Genomic DNA, 14,702 nt, shown 5'->3' with positions numbered 1-14,702 from the left:
GTGGGTAGGGCTGAGTTGTTACCCCCACGTCCCAACTGTCGAGACGAAACCGGGAGACCCCCGTGACCACGACCGCCCGCCACCTCGGACGGATACGGATCCCTCAGCAGTCGGCCGGCCCCGACGCGCCCCTGACCGGCGCCCCGTCGGCCGACTCGACGACCGGCGCCCCGCTGACCAGCGAACCGCCGCTCCCCGCCACCACGCCCCTCACCAGCGAGCCGCCCCTGACCGAGGCGGCACCCCTCACCAGCGAACCCACCGTCCGCGGCAGCGCGGGCGGCACGGAGTCCCCCGGAGTGTGAAGTGACCCTGGCCCGTCTCGCCGCCCGTCACGGCGTCGCCACCGAGTACAGCCCCTCCGCGGGCGTCACCGTCTCCGTGCCGGACACCGCCGTGGTCGCCGTCCTCGGCGCCCTGGGCGTGGACGCGACCACGCCGGAGGCGGTCGCCGCCGCCCTCGACGCGGCGGAACGGGCCGAGCGGGAGCGGCTTCTGCCCCCCACCCTGGTCCGGCGGCGCGGCGAGGGGCCCGTCCGCCCGCCGGCGGAGCTGCCGTCCGGCACCCGGCTGCGGGTCACCACCGAGGAGGGCGCGGTCCTCAACGGCCCGGACTGGGACCGGCTGCCCCTAGGCGTCCACACGGTCGAGGCGCAGGCCGCCGACGGACGCGCCGCCACCGCCACCCTGATCGTGAGCCCCCCGCGCGTGCCCGGCCCCGGCCGCCGGACGTACGGGCTGCTCGTCCAGCTCTACTCGCTGCTCTCCGGCCGCTCCTGGGGCATGGGCGACCTCGGCGACCTGCGGGAGCTCGCCACCTGGGCGGGCCGGACGCACGGCGCCGGCTTCGTCCAGGTCAACCCGCTGCACGCGGGCGTGCCCGGGGCGCCGAGCGACCCCTCCCCGTACCGCCCCTCCTCGCGCCGCTTCCCGGACCCGGTCCATCTGCGGATCGAGTCGGTCCCCGAGTACGCGTACGTCGACCCCGGCCGCCGCGAGGAGCTCGACCGGATCCTTGCCGAGGCGGCCGAACTGCGCGAACGGGTCCTCGGCAAGGGCGCCCTGATCGACCGTGACGCGGTGTGGGACGTCAAGCGGCGGGCCCTGGAGCTCGTGGTCGGGAGCGTGGAGCTCGGGCCGGGGCGGCGCGCCGACTACCACGACTTCCTCGCCGACCGGGGCCGCGCCCTGGAGGACCACGCCACCTACCAGGCCCTCGCCGAGCGGCACGGGCCGCACTGGCGCGGCTGGCCCGAGGAGCTGCGCGAGCCGCGCGGGGCGGAGCGCGTCGTGCGCGCGGACCCCGCCCTCGCCGCCCGGGTCGACTTCCACTGCCGGCTGGCCTGGCTGACGGACCGGCAGCTGGCCGAGGCCGCGGAGGCGGCCCGCGAGGCCAGGATGGAGGTCGGGATCGTCCACGACCTGGCCGTCGGCGTCCACCCGGAGGGCTCGGACGCCTGGGCGCAGCAGGAGGCCTTCGCGGCCGGCATGTCGGTCGGCGCCCCGCCCGACGCCTTCAACTCCCGAGGCCAGGACTGGGGCCTGCCGCCCTGGCGGCCCGACGCCCTCGCCGCCGCGGGCTACGCCCCGTACCGCGGCCTCCTCCGCGAACTCCTGCGGCACGCGGGCGCCCTGCGCATCGACCACGTGATGGGCCTGTTCCGGCTCTGGTGGGTTCCGGAGGGCAGCGAGCCCACCGGGGGGACGTACGTCCGGTACGACGCCGAGGCGATGCTCGCCGTCCTCGCCCTGGAGGCGCACCGCGCGGGGGCCCTCGTCATCGGCGAGGACCTCGGGACGGTCGAGCCGGGCGTACGGGAGGAGCTGTCCCGGCGCGGGGTGTTCGGGACCTCCGTGCTCTGGTTCGAGCGGGACTGGGCGGGCAGCGGCCGTCCGGTGCCCGCGGGGGAGTGGCGCGCGGAGTGCGTGGCCACCGCCACCACCCACGACCTGCCCCCGACGGCCGCCCGGCTCTCCGGCGACCACGTCGCCCTCCGGCACCGGCTCGGGCTCGTCGACGGCGACCCGGAGCGCGACCGGGCGGCGGACGCGGCCGAGACCACCGAGTGGCTGGGCCTGTTCCAGCGGCTCGGGCTGCTCCCGGAGGGGGCGGGAGGACCCCGGGACGACGCGGCCGAGATCCTGGCCGTCCACCGGTTCCTGCTGGGCACCCCGGCCCGGATGGTGGGGGTGTGGCTGCCCGACGCGGTCGGGGACCGCAGACCGCAGAACCTGCCGGGCACCTGGGACGAGTACCCCAACTGGCGGCTGCCGATCGCGGGCCCGGACGGTCAGCCGCTCACTCTGGAACGGCTCGCGGCCTCGCCCCGCGCCCATGCCCTGCTGCGCGAGCTGCACACCCGTACGGACCCGGAGGACGCCCGTACGGTACCCCCGGGCGCGCGGCCCGTTTAGGTGTTCGCTACGTTTGCACCGTGGACAAGAAGAACGCCCTGCGCGCCGGCGCCGTCGCGGCCGGTACGACGCTGATGATGCTGCTCATGTCGTCCCCCGCGCTCGCGCTCACCCGCGACGACGGTGACGACCCGGCTCCCAAGCTGACGGTCGTCGAGACCCTCGGCCTGTTCGTGGCCGCCCCGCTGGTGCTGTTCCTGGGCATCATCGGACTGGTGATGGTGCTCGACAAGTCCAAGAAGGCGTAACCGCCACCTCGATCCGACCGAGGGCGCCGCAGGGTACCGACGTACCGTGCGGCGCCCTCGCGTGCGTTCACGGGTGCTTTCGCGGGCGCGTCCACGTGCTCGTCCACGTGCTCGGCCACGTGCTCGGCCACGCGCACGGTCACGCGTGGGCGCGCGCGAGGGCGCGCGCTACACAGTGGCCGCGAGCAGCTTGCGCAGCAGCCCCGCCAGCTGCTCCGACTCCTCCTCGGTGAGCGCCGATTCCAGGGCCTCCCGCTGCTGCCCGAGCCCGGCGCCGACGGCCTGGTCGACCAGCTCCTTGCCGCGCTCGGTGAGCGTCACCCGCAGCCCGCGCCGGTCGTTCGGGTCGGGGCTGCGGGTCAGCAGCCCGGCCTTCTCCAGCTTGTCCAGCCGGCCGGTCATCCCGCCGGTGGTGATCATCAGCGTCGCGGTCAGCTCGCGCGGCGACAGCGTGTACGGCTCCCCGGACCTGCGCAGGGTCGCGAGCACGTCGAACTCCCCGAGCGCCATGCCGTAGGGCGCGTACGCCTTGTCCACCCTGCCGCGCATGGCGTTGGCCAGCCGGTAGATCCGCCCGAAGACGGCCATCGGCAGGGTGTCCAGGTCGGGGCGGACGACCGCCCACTGGTCGGTGATGGCGTCGACGGCGTCGTGGCCGGGGGGCTGGGTGTCCATGGCTCCAGTGTTCCCTTCTCTTCTCCTCGATGGCAACTAAGCCGGTGACGAGTAAGCCGGTTCCGACTAAGCCTCTTGCGAGTAAGTAGCTTAGTGGTAAGTTAATTACCGCCAAGCCAGTCCGGCTCCGCAGCAAGGGGGAAACCGTCATGTCCCGCAAGGCCGCAGTCGTCGCCCTGACCGCCCTCGCCCCGATCTCCTGGGGCTCCACCTACTTCGTCACCACCGAGTTCCTGCCGCCCGACCGGCCCCTCTTCACCGGCCTGATGCGCGCCCTGCCCGCCGGACTCCTGCTCCTGGCGCTCACCCGCAAGCTCCCGCAGGGCGCCTGGTGGTGGAAGTCCGCCGTCCTCGGAGCCCTCAACATCGGCGCCTTCTTCCCGCTGCTCTTCCTCGCGGCCTACCGGCTCCCCGGCGGCGTCGCCGCCGTCGTCGGCTCCGTCGGCCCGCTCTTCGTCGTCGGCCTCGCCGCGCTCTTCCTGGGCGACAAGCCCACTGCGAAGTCCCTGATCACCGCGGTCGCCGCCGCCTTCGGCGTCAGTCTCGTGGTCCTCAAGGCCGGGGCCGCGCTCGACCTCGTCGGGGTGATCGCCGGACTGCTCTCCTCCCTCTCGATGTCGGCGGGCGTCGTCTTCACCAAGCGCTGGGGCCGCCCCGAGGGCGTCGGCGCCCTCGCGCTCACCGGCTGGCAGCTCACCGCCGGCGGCCTGGTCATCCTGCCGATCGCCTTCCTGATCGAGGGCGCCCCGCCGGCCCTGACCGGCACCAACCTCGCCGGCTACGCCTACCTCGCCTTCGGCAACACCGCGATCTCCTACTTCCTGTGGTTCCGCGGCATCGAGCGGCTCAGCGCCTCCTCGGCCACCCTCCTCGGCCCCCTCTCGCCGATCACCGCGGCGATCATCGGCTGGGCGGCGCTCGGCCAGGCGCTCGGTCCGGTCCAGGTGGTCGGCATGGTCATCGCCTTCGGTGCGACCCTGGTCGGCCAGATGGGACCCCGCACCCCGAAGAAGCCCGAGGCGGTCGAATCGTTCACTTCAGCTGAAAGGAATGGTCAGGAACTTTCGATGGACCTGGAGGATTCCGGAGTGCGACGGTAGGCGGCATGAACCTGATCACCAGCACGGCCCGCCACCCGACCACCGCCCCTAAGGCCATCACCACCGCCCCCAAGACCATCACCACCGCAGACATCACCACCGCAGCCACCGAGAGGCCGGCGCCCGCGAGGAAGCTCGCGAGAGGCGCCGGCCTCGGCGTGCTCCTCGCCCTGCTCGCCACCGTCGTCTGGTCCGGCAGCTTCGTCGCCACCCGCGACATGGCCGACAGCGTCCCGCCGATCCAGGCCGTCTTCTGGCGCTGGATCATCGCGCTCGTCGCCGTCGCCCCCTTCGCCGCCCGCCCGTTCCTGCGGCAGTGGCGGACGATCCGCCGTCACCTCGGCTTCGTCGCCCTCGCCTCGCTCTTCGGCGTCGCCCTCTACAACACCCTCGTGCACCAGGCCGGACTGACCACCTCCGCCTCCAACATGGGCATGATCATGGCCGCCTCCCCGGTGATCATGGCGGTCTACGCCCGCCTCGGCGGAGAGCGCCTCGGCGCCCGCCGCGTCCTCGGGATGCTGGCCGCCGCGCTCGGCGTGCTCCTGCTCGTCGGAAAGGGCTCCCTCGCCGTCGACTTCGCCGCGGGCGACCTGTGGATGTTCGCCGCGGCCCTCTCCTTCGCCTCGTACAGCGCCCTGCTCAAGCGCAAGCCCGCCGAGATCGACGGACTCGCCTTCCTCTTCACGACCTTCCTGCTCGGCGCCCTGATGCTCGCCCCCGCGTACGCCGTGTCCCTCGCCGTCCAGGGCGGGTTCACCGTCGGCGCCGCGACCGTCGGACCCCTGTTGTACGTCGGCGTCCTCTCCTCCGCCGTCGCCTTCTTCGCCTGGAACAAGGCGATCGCCCTCATCGGCGCGGCGCGCGCGGGCGTCGTCTACTACCTCCAGCCCGTCTGCGTCGCCCTCCTGTCGTACGCGCTCCTCGGCGAACGCCTCGGCGTCCTCGGGGCCGCCTGCATGGCGCTCATCCTCGGCGGCGTCGCCCTGGCCTCGGCCCGGGGCCGCTGAGCGCGCCCGGTAGGTTGCGCCCCATGACCGAGTGGGACATCAAGAAGCTCCAGATCCTCCGCACCCTGCGTGACCGCGGCACCGTCACCGCGACCGCGGAGGCCCTGCTCATGACCCCCTCGGCCGTCTCGCAGCAGCTCACCAACCTCGCCAAACAGCTCGGCGTGCGGCTCCTGGAGGCCCAGGGCCGCCGGGTCCGGCTCACCGACGCCGCCCATCTCGTCCTGCGGCACGCCGAGGTGGTCTTCGCCCAGCTGGAGCGCGCCGACGCCGAGCTCGACGGGTATCTGCGGGGCGAGGCGGGGCAGCTGCGGGTGGCGGCCTTCTCGACGGCCGTGCCCGCGCTCGTCGTCCCCGCCGTGCGGCAGCTGCGGACCGCCCACCCCGGGCTCGACCTCCGTGTCCGGGAGGCCGAGGCGGCGGAGGCGTACGAGCTCCTCACCGCGGGCGAGGTCGACCTGGCGCTCTCGCTCGCCGCCCACGCGCCCTCGGTGCGCGACCCCAAGTTCAGCCGGGTGCCCCTCCTCGCCGACCCCCTCGACGTCGCCCTGCCCGCCGGGCACCCGCTCGCCGACGCACCCGGCCTCCGCCTCGCCGACCTCGCCGCCGAGCCGTGGATCTTCGGCGGCTCCGGCCCCTGGTCCGAGATCACCACCGCCGCCTGCGAGGCCGCCGGCTTCGTGCCCGAGCAGGCCCACAGCGCCTCGGGCTGGACCGCGATCCTCGCCATGGTCGAGGCCGGCATGGGGATCGCGCTCGTGCCCCGCATGGCCTCCGCCGACCGCCGCAGCGGCGCCGGGGTCGTCATGCGCGTCCTCTCCGCCGACCAGCCGCGCCGCCACGTCGTCGCGGCGGTACGGCGCGGGGCCGAGGAGGGCCCGGCGGTGGCCCGGGTGCTCGCCGCGCTCCGGCAGGCCGCCGCGGCCCGCGAAACCGTTCAGCAGAACTGAACAACACCATCGAAAACATTCGATGGACCGCGGGGAACGGGCGCGGGAGAGTCGAGTCATGAGCAGCTTCGACGCGAACGACGAGATCGACGAGAACACCGACCCGCACGCCAACGACGCCGCCCCCTACTCCGGCGGCGACCCGTACGCCGACTACCGCTCCGGTGACTTCCCCTTCACCGAGCTCGTCGACCTCGCCGACCGCCGCCTCGGCGCCGGGGTCGTGGCGGCCAACGACGAGTTCTTCGCCGAGCGCGAGAACCTCCTCGTCCGCGAGCGGGCCGTCTTCGACCCGGAGCACTTCGGCCACAAGGGCAAGATCATGGACGGCTGGGAGACCCGCCGCCGCCGCGGCGCCGACGCCGACCACGTCTTCCCCGCCCCCGAGGACCACGACTGGGCGATCGTCCGCCTCGGCGCCCCCGGCGTGATCCGCGGGATCGTCGTCGACACCGCCCACTTCCGCGGCAACTACCCGCAGCGGGTCTCGATCCAGGCCACCGCCGTCGAGGGTTCGCCCAGCCCGGCCGACCTCGCCGACGCGAAGTGGGAGGAGCTCGTCCCGCCGACCCCCGTGCGCGGCCACGCCGCCAACGGCTTCGCGATCGACGCCGAGCGCCGCTACACCCACCTGCGCCTCTGCCAGCACCCCGACGGCGGCATCGCCCGCCTCCGCGTCCACGGCGAGGTCGTGCCCGACCCCGAGTGGCTGGAGCTGCTCGGCACCGTCGACCTGATCTCCGTACTCAACGGAGGCTCGTACGAGGACGCTTCGGACAAGTTCTACTCCTCGCCGACCCAGATCATCCTGCCCGGCACCTCCCGCAAGATGGACGACGGCTGGGAGAACCGCCGCCGCCGGGTCCGCGGCACCAACGACTGGGTCCGCTTCCGGCTCGCCGCCCAGGGCGCCGTCCGTGCCGTCGAGATCGACACCGCCTACCTCAAGGGCAACTCGGCCGGCTGGATCGCACTCCAGGGACGGAACGGCGAGACGGGCGAGTGGTTCGAGATCATCCCCCGGACCCGGCTCCAGCCCGACACCCTGCACCGCTTCAAGCTCCCCGCGCAGGCCGTCGTCACCCACGTCCGCCTCGACGCCTTCCCCGACGGCGGCGTCGCCCGGATGCGGCTCCACGGCACGGTGACGGAGCAGGGCGCGGCCGATCTGCGCGCCCGGTACGCGGCGCTCGGCGGCTGAGACCCGGGGCCGCCACAGCTTCCGCCCGGCGGCGCGGCCGCGCGCCGACGCCCGCCCGCCGGGCGGATTCCAGACACGGCGAAGGGGCACCTCCGTGGGGGAGGGTGCCCCTTCGTCGTCCCCAGGACGCCTGCGAAGATCATCCGGCTGTGCGCGACCACCGAACACCTGGGGGACCGATGAAACGATTCCGATCAACGGCGAGAAGGGGAGTAGCCCGGCTCGCTGCCGCGCTCGCCCTCGCCGCGGCACTGCTCTCCGGCCTCACGGCCCCGGCCTTCGCCGAGGACGTCGTCGACCCGGCCACGGCGCCGCCGGTGCGCACGATCACGTACAACGTCTGCGGCGCGCACACCTGCCGGAGCGACCTCGACCCGGCCGCCTGGACGGCCGAACTCCGCGAGGAGGTCCTGGCCTGGGACACCGACGCCCTCATGCTCCAGGAGCTGTGCATCGGCCAGTGGGTCGCCCTGCGCGACTCCCTCCCCGGCTACAAGGGCGTGTGGACCTCCACCACGACCGACCCCGACTGCGCCAAGTGGTCCTCCACCGGCGACACCCGGTTCGGCCTCGGCGTCTTCGTCAAGGCCCCTGCCGTGGAGCGGTACGTGGCGAACCTGACCGTGCCGGCGAACGAGGAGGCCCGCTCGGTGCTCTGCGCGCGCGGCCCGGTCGACGGCCGCACCACACTCGCCTGCACCACCCACCTCGCCCAGTACATCAAGCCGGACAACGGCTCCTCGCAGGTGATGGCGCACATCGAGACCTGGGCCGCCGGAGCCCCGGTGATCCTCGGCACCGACCTCAACGCGGGCACGGAACCCGTCTACGACCCCGCCCTGAACCCGATCCGCACCGGCCTGCCCGGCACCGGACCATTCGTCGAGGCCGACGAGAACGACCGCGACTTCTTCACCGAGGACTGCCTCACCAGCGGCGCCACTTCCTGCCGTTCCGGTGAGCCGACCGTCGCGAGCGGCAGGAAGTTCGACCACGTCTTCCTCAGCGCACGCGACTTCCACACCGTCCGGGCCGACGCCTTCGAACCCGAGGCGCCGGGCACGAAGCCGCTCTCCGACCACAGGCTGCTCCGCGCCGCCGCCCGCCTGGGCTCCGGCGTCGACACCGACCTCACCGGCGACGGCCGCCCCGACCTCCTCGCGGTGAAGGACGACGGCAACCTGCGGCTGTACCCGGGCGCGGGCGACGGCGTCCTCGGCGCCCAGCGCCTGATCGGCACCGGAGGCTGGGCCGGCGCCGTCGTCAGCCACCGCGGCGACTGGACCGGCGACGGCCATCCGGACATGCTCGCCCGCATCGGCAACGACCTGTGGGTCTACCCCAACACGGGCGGCGGCGAGTTCGGCCCGCGCATCGCCATGGGCGGCCGGCCCACCGGCTGGAGCGGCCTCACGCCCCTCGCGGCGGGCGACGTCGACGGTGACGGCCTGCCCGACGTCCTCGTCCGCAGCAGCACGGGCCTCTGGCTGCACCGCGGCGGCGAACCCACGGCGGGACAGCCCACCTTCGCCCCCAGGGCGGCTCTCCATATCGGCGACGAGGAGTGGGCCGCGTACGACGTGCTGACACCCGGCGACGTCGACGGCGACAAGAAGGCCGACGTGTGGGCCCGGGACCGCGCGACCGGCGCGATCAAGCAGTACCCGAGCCGGGGCACCCAGCACCTCGGCACCGACCCGGCCACTCTCGACGGCGCCCCGGCGGCCGTCGCCGACCGCCGCCTCCTGCTGTCGGCCGGCGACGTGAACGGCGACAAGGCCCCCGACCTGTGGTCGACCCGTACCGCTGGAACCACCGAGAACCTGGAGCTCCTGCCGGGCACGCCCACCGGCTTCGGCCCGGCCGTGACCGTCGGCACCGGCGGCTGGCAGTGGATCGACTCCCTGGGCTGATCCCGAGGGACGACAGACCTGGGCGGATCGCGAAGGACACCAGACCCGGGCTGATCCCGAAAGACCACGGAGAAGGGCCCCCGGACCGTCAGCGGTCCGGGGGCCCTTCCTCACCTCACGGGAGCCGTCAGACGGCGGCCGCGGCCGCGTCCGCCGCCTGCGCCTTCAGCGCACGCTCGACGCCCGCGCGGCACTCCGTCACCAGACGCCGCAGCGCCGGGGCCGGGTCGTGCTCCGCGATCCACGCGTCCGTCGCGTCCAGGGTCGCCTGCGAGACCTGGAGCGTCGGGTAGAGGCCCACCACGATCTGCTGGATGATCTCGTGGCTGCGGGTCTCCGCGATGCCCTTGATCGACGCGAAGTACTTCGCCGTGTAGGCGGCGAGCAGCTCGCGCTGGTCGGACTGGACGAAGCCGCCGATGACGGCCTCCTGCACCGCGTTGGCCAGCTTGTCGTCCTCGACGACCGAGGCCCAGGCCTCGGCCTTCGCGGCCTCCGTCGGACGGGCCGCGCGCGCGGTCGCCGCGTGCCGCTCGCCCGCCGCGGTCTTGTCGCGCTCCAGCTCGGCGGCGATCTCCGCCTCGTCGAAGCGGCCGGTGGCCGCGAGCCGCTGCACGAACGCCCAGCGCAGCTCGGTGTCGACGGCCAGGCCCTCGATCACCACACCGCCGTCGAGCAGCCCCGCGAGCACGTCGAGCTCGGCGTCCGTACGGGCGGTCGCCGAGAAGGCCCGCGCCCACGCCAGCTGGTGGTCGCTGCCGCCCTTGGCGGAGCGCAGCTGCTCCTGCGCGAAGGTGCCCCAGCGCGCCAGGCCCTCGGCCCGCCACTCCGGCGCCGCGTACAGCTCGAGAGCCGCCTTGACCTGGCCCTGGAGCGACTGGACCACGCCGATGTCGGACTCCTTGGCGACACCCGAGAGCACGAGCTCCAGGTAGTCGCGGGTGGCCAGCTCGCCGTCGCGGGTCATGTCCCAGGCGGACGCCCAGCACAGGGCGCGCGGCAGCGAGTCGGCGAAGTCGCCGAGGTGCGCGGTGACGTTGGTGAGGGACACCTCGTCGAGGCGGACCTTTGCGTACGACAGGTCGTCGTCGTTGAAGAGGACGACCGCCGGGCGGATCTTGCCCACCAGCTGCGGTACGGCGGTCAGCTCGGCGGCCTCGATGTCGAGTTCGAGGCGCTCGGTGCGGACCAGCTTGCCGCTCGCGTCGAGGTCGTAGAAGCCGATCGCGATCCGGTGCGGACGCAGGACGGCCTGGCCCTTGGCGCCGGCGGGCAGCGCAGGGGCCTCCTGCCGGACGGCGAAGGCGGTGATGGCGCCGTTCTCGTCGGTCTCGATCTCCGGGCGCAGGATGTTGATGCCGGCCGTCTCCAGCCACGCCTTCGACCAGGTCTTCAGGTCACGCCCGGAGGTCTCCTCCAGCGCGCCGAGCAGGTCGGACAGGCGCGTGTTCCCGAAGGCGTGCGCCTGGAAGTACGCCTGCACGCCCTTGAAGAACTCGTCCTCGCCGACGTAGGCGACGAGCTGCTTCAGGACCGAGGCGCCCTTGGCGTACGTGATCCCGTCGAAGTTGACGAGCACGTCCTCCAGGTCGTTGATGTCGGCCATGATCGGGTGCGTCGACGGCAGCTGGTCCTGGCGGTAGGCCCAGGTCTTCTCCGCGTTGGCGAAGGTCGTCCAGGCGTTCGGCCAGCGGGTGCCCGGCACCGAGGCCTGGCAGGCGACCGAGGTGAAGGTCGCGAACGACTCGTTCAGCCAGAGGTCGTTCCACCACTCCATGGTGACGAGGTCGCCGAACCACATGTGGGCGAGCTCGTGCAGGATCGTCTCGGCGCGCCGCTCGTACGCCGCGTCCGTCACCTTCGAGCGGAAGACGTACTGGTCGCGGATGGTCACCGCGCCCGCGTTCTCCATCGCGCCCGCGTTGAACTCCGGCACGAAGAGCTGGTCGTACTTCGCGAAGGGGTAGTCGTACGCGAACTTCTCCTGGAACCAGTCGAAGCCCTGCCGCGTGACGTCGAAGATGTGGTCCGCGTCGAGGAACTCGGCGAGCGACGGACGGCAGTAGATGCCGAGCGGGACGCTCTGCCCGTCCTTCTCGTACGAGGAGTGCACCGCGTGGTACGGGCCGACGATCAGCGCCGTGATGTACGTGGAGATGCGGGGCGTGGGCTCGAAGACCCACACGTCGTCCTTCGGCTCCGGAGTGGGGCTGTTGGAGATGACCTTCCACCCGGCCGGCGCCTTCACGGTGAACTGGAAGGTCGCCTTGAGGTCGGGCTGCTCGAAGGAGGCGAAGACGCGACGCGCGTCCGGCACCTCGAACTGGGTGTACAGATAGGCCTGGTCGTCGACCGGGTCGACGAAGCGGTGCAGGCCCTCACCGGTGTTGGTGTACGCGCAGTCGGCGACGACCTTGAGCTCGTTGCGGCCCGCCTGCAGATGGCGCAGGGCGATCCGGGAGTCCCGGAAGACGGCGCCGATCTCCAGCTCGTGGCCGTTGAGCACGACCTCGTGGACGGCGGGGGCGACGAGGTCGATGAAGGTCTCGGCGCCGGCTTCGGCGGAATCGAAGCGGACGGTGGTGACGGACCGGTAGGTGCCGCCCTCCTGCGCACCGGTGAGGTCGAGTTCGACCTCGTACGCGTCCACGGTCAGCAGCGCCGCCCGCTGCTTGGCCTCTTCACGGGTCAGGTTTGTGCCAGGCACCCGGTCAACTCCTAGGTTTCGTGACGTTTGGCCCATCCTTCCACGGGGTGCCTCAGCGGCGCACGGCACATTTCCACGGCCCGTCGCCGCTGATCCGCAAGAGCCCGGGCCCCGGCACGCGGACGCTCACTCGCACCTCGCCCACCCCGTTGACCAGCAGGTCCTGCTCCTCGTCGTCGTAGAGCGGGTCCTGCGGAGGCGTGTGCCGGTGCACGGTGAAGCGGGACTCGCCCCGGTGCAGGAAGTCGAGGACCCCGGGCGGCCCGTCGTAGACCACCAGATCGTGGGCGAGCCCCTCGATGTGGCTGTCGAAGCGGCGCGCGTGGGAGAGGGGCAGAACCCGCAGTGTCCAGGGCGCGTCGGCCTCCACCCGCAGGGCCAGCGGCCGGGCGCGCGGGACGAGGGCGACCGTACGGGCGCGGACGTCGTCCTCGTACGCCGCGAGCAGGTACTCCTCGGCGCGGCCGTGCGCGTCGCAGGTCTCGATGGTGGTGGAGAGGGAGTGGTACGACTCGATCTCCAGGAGCACCCAGCGGCCCGGCGGCAGCTCCGGACCGCAGCGCACGGTCTCCTTGCCGCGCCCCTGGTAGGTGGCCGGCCGGAACTCCCCGCCGTACGGATCGCCCGACGGGACGGGCACGGACTGCGGCGGCAGGGGCGGCGGCGCGGCGGGCGCAGGGGCGGGCCTCGGCGGTACGTAGCCGGGTCCCGGGATCGGGGGCGGCGGGGCCTCGACCACGATGCCGAGGTCGGTCGCGAGCCCGGCGAGCCCGGATACGTACCCCCGGCCGACCGCGCGGAAGTGCCAGCCGCCGCCCTGCCGCCGGAACTCGCCGCAGACGAAGGCGGTCTCCGTCGTCGCGCCCTCCATCGGGCAGTACGCCACGGAGGCCCCCGACGCGTCCGTGACCCGCACGTCGAGCCCGGGGACCCGGCCGAAGGCGCCCCCGTCGACGGAGGCGGCGATCACGAGCCGGCCCACGTCCGGCTCCACCCGCGAGAGGTCCAGCCAGAGCCAGTCCGCGGCCGGGCTGCCGGGCACGCCGGGAGCCGACTTCCCGAGGTGCCGCACCGCCCCCGAGGGGTGCGTGGCGTGGTTGCAGAAGACCAGATCGGCGTCCCCGCGGACCTGCCCGCCGGCCCCCAGGAGCAGCGCCGAGACGTCCACGTCGGGCACCCCGTGCCCGGTCCGCCAGCTGACCGCGACGTGCAGGGCCTGCGGGGGCACGGCGATGTCGGCACCCCTGGGTATCTGGGTCATGGACGAACTGTGGCACGGCGGACACGCCGGAGGGGCGGCTCCCCGCAACGGGAAGCCGCCCCTCCAGCAGATGTCCTGCCGATCAGGACCGGAGATCAGCCCTTGAGCTCGGCCGCGACCAGCTCCGCGATCTGCACCGCGTTCAGCGCGGCGCCCTTGCGCAGGTTGTCGTTGGAGAGGAACAGTGCGAGGCCGTTCTCGACCGTCTCGTCGACGCGGATGCGGCCGACGTACGAGGCGTCCTTGCCGGCCGCCTGGAGCGGGGTCGGGATCTCGGAGAGCACGACGCCCTCGGCGTCGCCGAGCAGCTCGTAGGCGCGCTCCACGCTGATCGGACGCTCGAAGCGCACGTTCACCTGAAGGGAGTGGCCGGAGAAGACGGGGACGCGCACGCAGGTGCCGGAGACCTTGAGCTCGGGGATCTCCAGGATCTTGCGGGACTCGTTGCGGAGCTTCTGCTCCTCGTCGGTCTCGAAGGAGCCGTCGTCGACGATCGAACCGGCGAGCGGGACCACGTTGAAGGCGATCGGGCGCTTGTAGACGGCCGGCTCGGGGAACTCGACGGCCTCGCCGTCGAAGGCCAGCTGGTCGGCGGTCTCGGCCACGGCGCACGCCTGGTTGCGCAGCTCGGCGACACCGGCCACGCCCGAGCCGGAGACGGCCTGGTAGGTGGTGGCGATCAGCGCGGTCAGGCCGGCCTCCTGGTGGAGGGGCTTGAGGACCGGCATGGCGGCCATCGTGGTGCAGTTCGGGTTGGCGATGATGCCCTTGGGGCGGTCCTTGATCGCGTGCGCGTTGACCTCGGAGACGACCAGCGGGACCTCGGGGTCGCGGCGCCAGGCGGAGGAGTTGTCGATCACGACGGCGCCCTGGGAGGCGACCTTCTCGGCGAGGGCCTTGGAGGTGGCGCCGCCGGCGGAGAAGAGGACGATGTCCAGGCCGGTGTAGTCGGCGGTGGAGGCGTCCTCGACCGTGACGCCGTCGACGACGGTCCCGGCGGAACGGGCGGAGGCGAAGAGCCGCAGCTCGTCGAGGGGGAAGTTCCGCTCGGCCAGGATGCTGCGCATGACTGTGCCGACCTGACCGGTGGCTCCGACGATTCCGACCTTCACGGGGACTCCTCCGTACGTATGTGCAGGGTGCTGCCGGTCCATGATGCGTATGTCCCCGGCCACCTTGTCCAATCCATTGTCCAAGGGACGGGACGAGTCTCGGGACGTGA

At 73.1% G+C, this 14,702-nt stretch carries 12 protein-coding genes; 8 read left to right on the top strand and 4 right to left on the bottom strand.

Going from position 1 to position 14,702, the window contains the following annotated elements:
- The first annotated feature begins 62 nt into the window (after window positions 1-62).
- Genes ASC82_RS02280 through ASC82_RS02270 form a run of 3 tightly spaced genes read left to right on the top strand, consistent with a single transcriptional unit; the run spans window position 63 to window position 2,663 of the window.
- Window positions 63-305, top strand: coding sequence for a hypothetical protein (locus tag ASC82_RS02280; RefSeq protein WP_056640640.1), 243 nt, complete (start codon window positions 63-65; stop codon window positions 303-305).
- 1 nt (window position 306) lies between these two features.
- A complete protein-coding gene (malQ, locus tag ASC82_RS02275; protein WP_056640637.1) occupies window positions 307-2,415 on the top strand; it encodes a 4-alpha-glucanotransferase in 2,109 nt (702 codons plus the stop codon).
- Between the two features lie 20 nt (window positions 2,416-2,435).
- On the top strand, window positions 2,436-2,663 hold the full coding sequence (locus ASC82_RS02270) for a hypothetical protein (protein WP_056640635.1): 228 nt from the start codon (window positions 2,436-2,438) through the stop codon (window positions 2,661-2,663).
- 168 nt (window positions 2,664-2,831) lie between these two features.
- On the opposite strand, the gene ASC82_RS02265 is transcribed toward ASC82_RS02270, so the two are convergent.
- A complete protein-coding gene (locus ASC82_RS02265) occupies window positions 2,832-3,338 on the bottom strand; it encodes a MarR family transcriptional regulator (RefSeq protein ID WP_056640633.1) in 507 nt (168 codons plus the stop codon).
- Between the two features lie 149 nt (window positions 3,339-3,487).
- Between ASC82_RS02265 and ASC82_RS02260 the strand changes: the two genes are divergently transcribed.
- The 5 genes from ASC82_RS02260 to ASC82_RS02240 all read left to right on the top strand — a co-directional run bounded on the left by ASC82_RS02260 (window position 3,488) and on the right by ASC82_RS02240 (window position 9,512).
- Entirely contained in the window at window positions 3,488-4,438 is a 951-nt protein-coding gene (locus ASC82_RS02260; protein WP_056640631.1) for an EamA family transporter, read from the top strand.
- Between the two features lie 5 nt (window positions 4,439-4,443).
- Complete coding sequence (locus ASC82_RS02255) at window positions 4,444-5,448, top strand: DMT family transporter (RefSeq protein WP_242427519.1); 1,005 nt, start codon at window positions 4,444-4,446, stop codon at window positions 5,446-5,448.
- A 23-nt stretch (window positions 5,449-5,471) separates the two neighbouring features.
- Window positions 5,472-6,398, top strand: a complete 927-nt coding sequence (locus tag ASC82_RS02250) for a LysR family transcriptional regulator (protein WP_056640629.1) — start codon at window positions 5,472-5,474, stop codon at window positions 6,396-6,398.
- A gap of 58 nt (window positions 6,399-6,456) precedes the next feature.
- A complete protein-coding gene (gene alc, locus ASC82_RS02245) occupies window positions 6,457-7,599 on the top strand; it encodes an allantoicase (RefSeq protein ID WP_056640626.1) in 1,143 nt (380 codons plus the stop codon).
- 179 nt (window positions 7,600-7,778) lie between these two features.
- A complete protein-coding gene (locus tag ASC82_RS02240; protein WP_242427518.1) occupies window positions 7,779-9,512 on the top strand; it encodes a VCBS repeat-containing protein in 1,734 nt (577 codons plus the stop codon).
- A gap of 127 nt (window positions 9,513-9,639) precedes the next feature.
- Here ASC82_RS02240 and pepN read toward each other — a convergent pair whose 3' ends face one another.
- The 3 genes from pepN to ASC82_RS02225 all read right to left on the bottom strand — a co-directional run bounded on the left by pepN (window position 9,640) and on the right by ASC82_RS02225 (window position 14,592).
- Window positions 9,640-12,219, bottom strand: coding sequence for an aminopeptidase N (gene pepN, locus ASC82_RS02235; protein ID WP_056640623.1), 2,580 nt, complete (start codon window positions 12,217-12,219; stop codon window positions 9,640-9,642).
- Window positions 12,220-12,271: 52 nt separating this feature from the next.
- Window positions 12,272-13,480: a TerD family protein gene (locus ASC82_RS31330; protein WP_056640618.1), complete on the bottom strand. Its 1,209-nt coding sequence runs from the start codon at window positions 13,478-13,480 to the stop codon at window positions 12,272-12,274.
- Window positions 13,481-13,575: 95 nt separating this feature from the next.
- Complete coding sequence (locus ASC82_RS02225) at window positions 13,576-14,592, bottom strand: aspartate-semialdehyde dehydrogenase (protein WP_056640615.1); 1,017 nt, start codon at window positions 14,590-14,592, stop codon at window positions 13,576-13,578.
- Window positions 14,593-14,702: the final 110 nt, after the last annotated feature.

This window comes from Streptomyces sp. Root431 (assembly GCF_001426585.1).
Taxonomy (GTDB): Bacteria; Actinomycetota; Actinomycetes; order Streptomycetales; family Streptomycetaceae; genus Streptomyces; species Streptomyces stackebrandtii.
This window is presented reverse-complemented; position numbering and strand designations above follow the sequence as displayed.

Excerpts from the sequence above, each read along its gene's own strand:
- ASC82_RS02255 (WP_242427519.1), top strand. The coding sequence starts at position 4,444 with ATGAACCTGATCACCAGCACGGCCCGCCACCCGACCACCGCCCCTAAG.
- ASC82_RS02260 (WP_056640631.1), top strand. The coding sequence starts at position 3,488 with ATGTCCCGCAAGGCCGCAGTCGTCGCCCTGACCGCCCTCGCCCCGATC.
- ASC82_RS02240 (WP_242427518.1), top strand. The coding sequence starts at position 7,779 with ATGAAACGATTCCGATCAACGGCGAGAAGGGGAGTAGCCCGGCTCGCT.
- ASC82_RS31330 (WP_056640618.1), bottom strand. The coding sequence starts at position 13,480 with ATGACCCAGATACCCAGGGGTGCCGACATCGCCGTGCCCCCGCAGGCC.
- ASC82_RS02250 (WP_056640629.1), top strand. The coding sequence starts at position 5,472 with ATGACCGAGTGGGACATCAAGAAGCTCCAGATCCTCCGCACCCTGCGT.
- alc (WP_056640626.1), top strand. The coding sequence starts at position 6,457 with ATGAGCAGCTTCGACGCGAACGACGAGATCGACGAGAACACCGACCCG.
- ASC82_RS02265 (WP_056640633.1), bottom strand. The coding sequence starts at position 3,338 with ATGGACACCCAGCCCCCCGGCCACGACGCCGTCGACGCCATCACCGAC.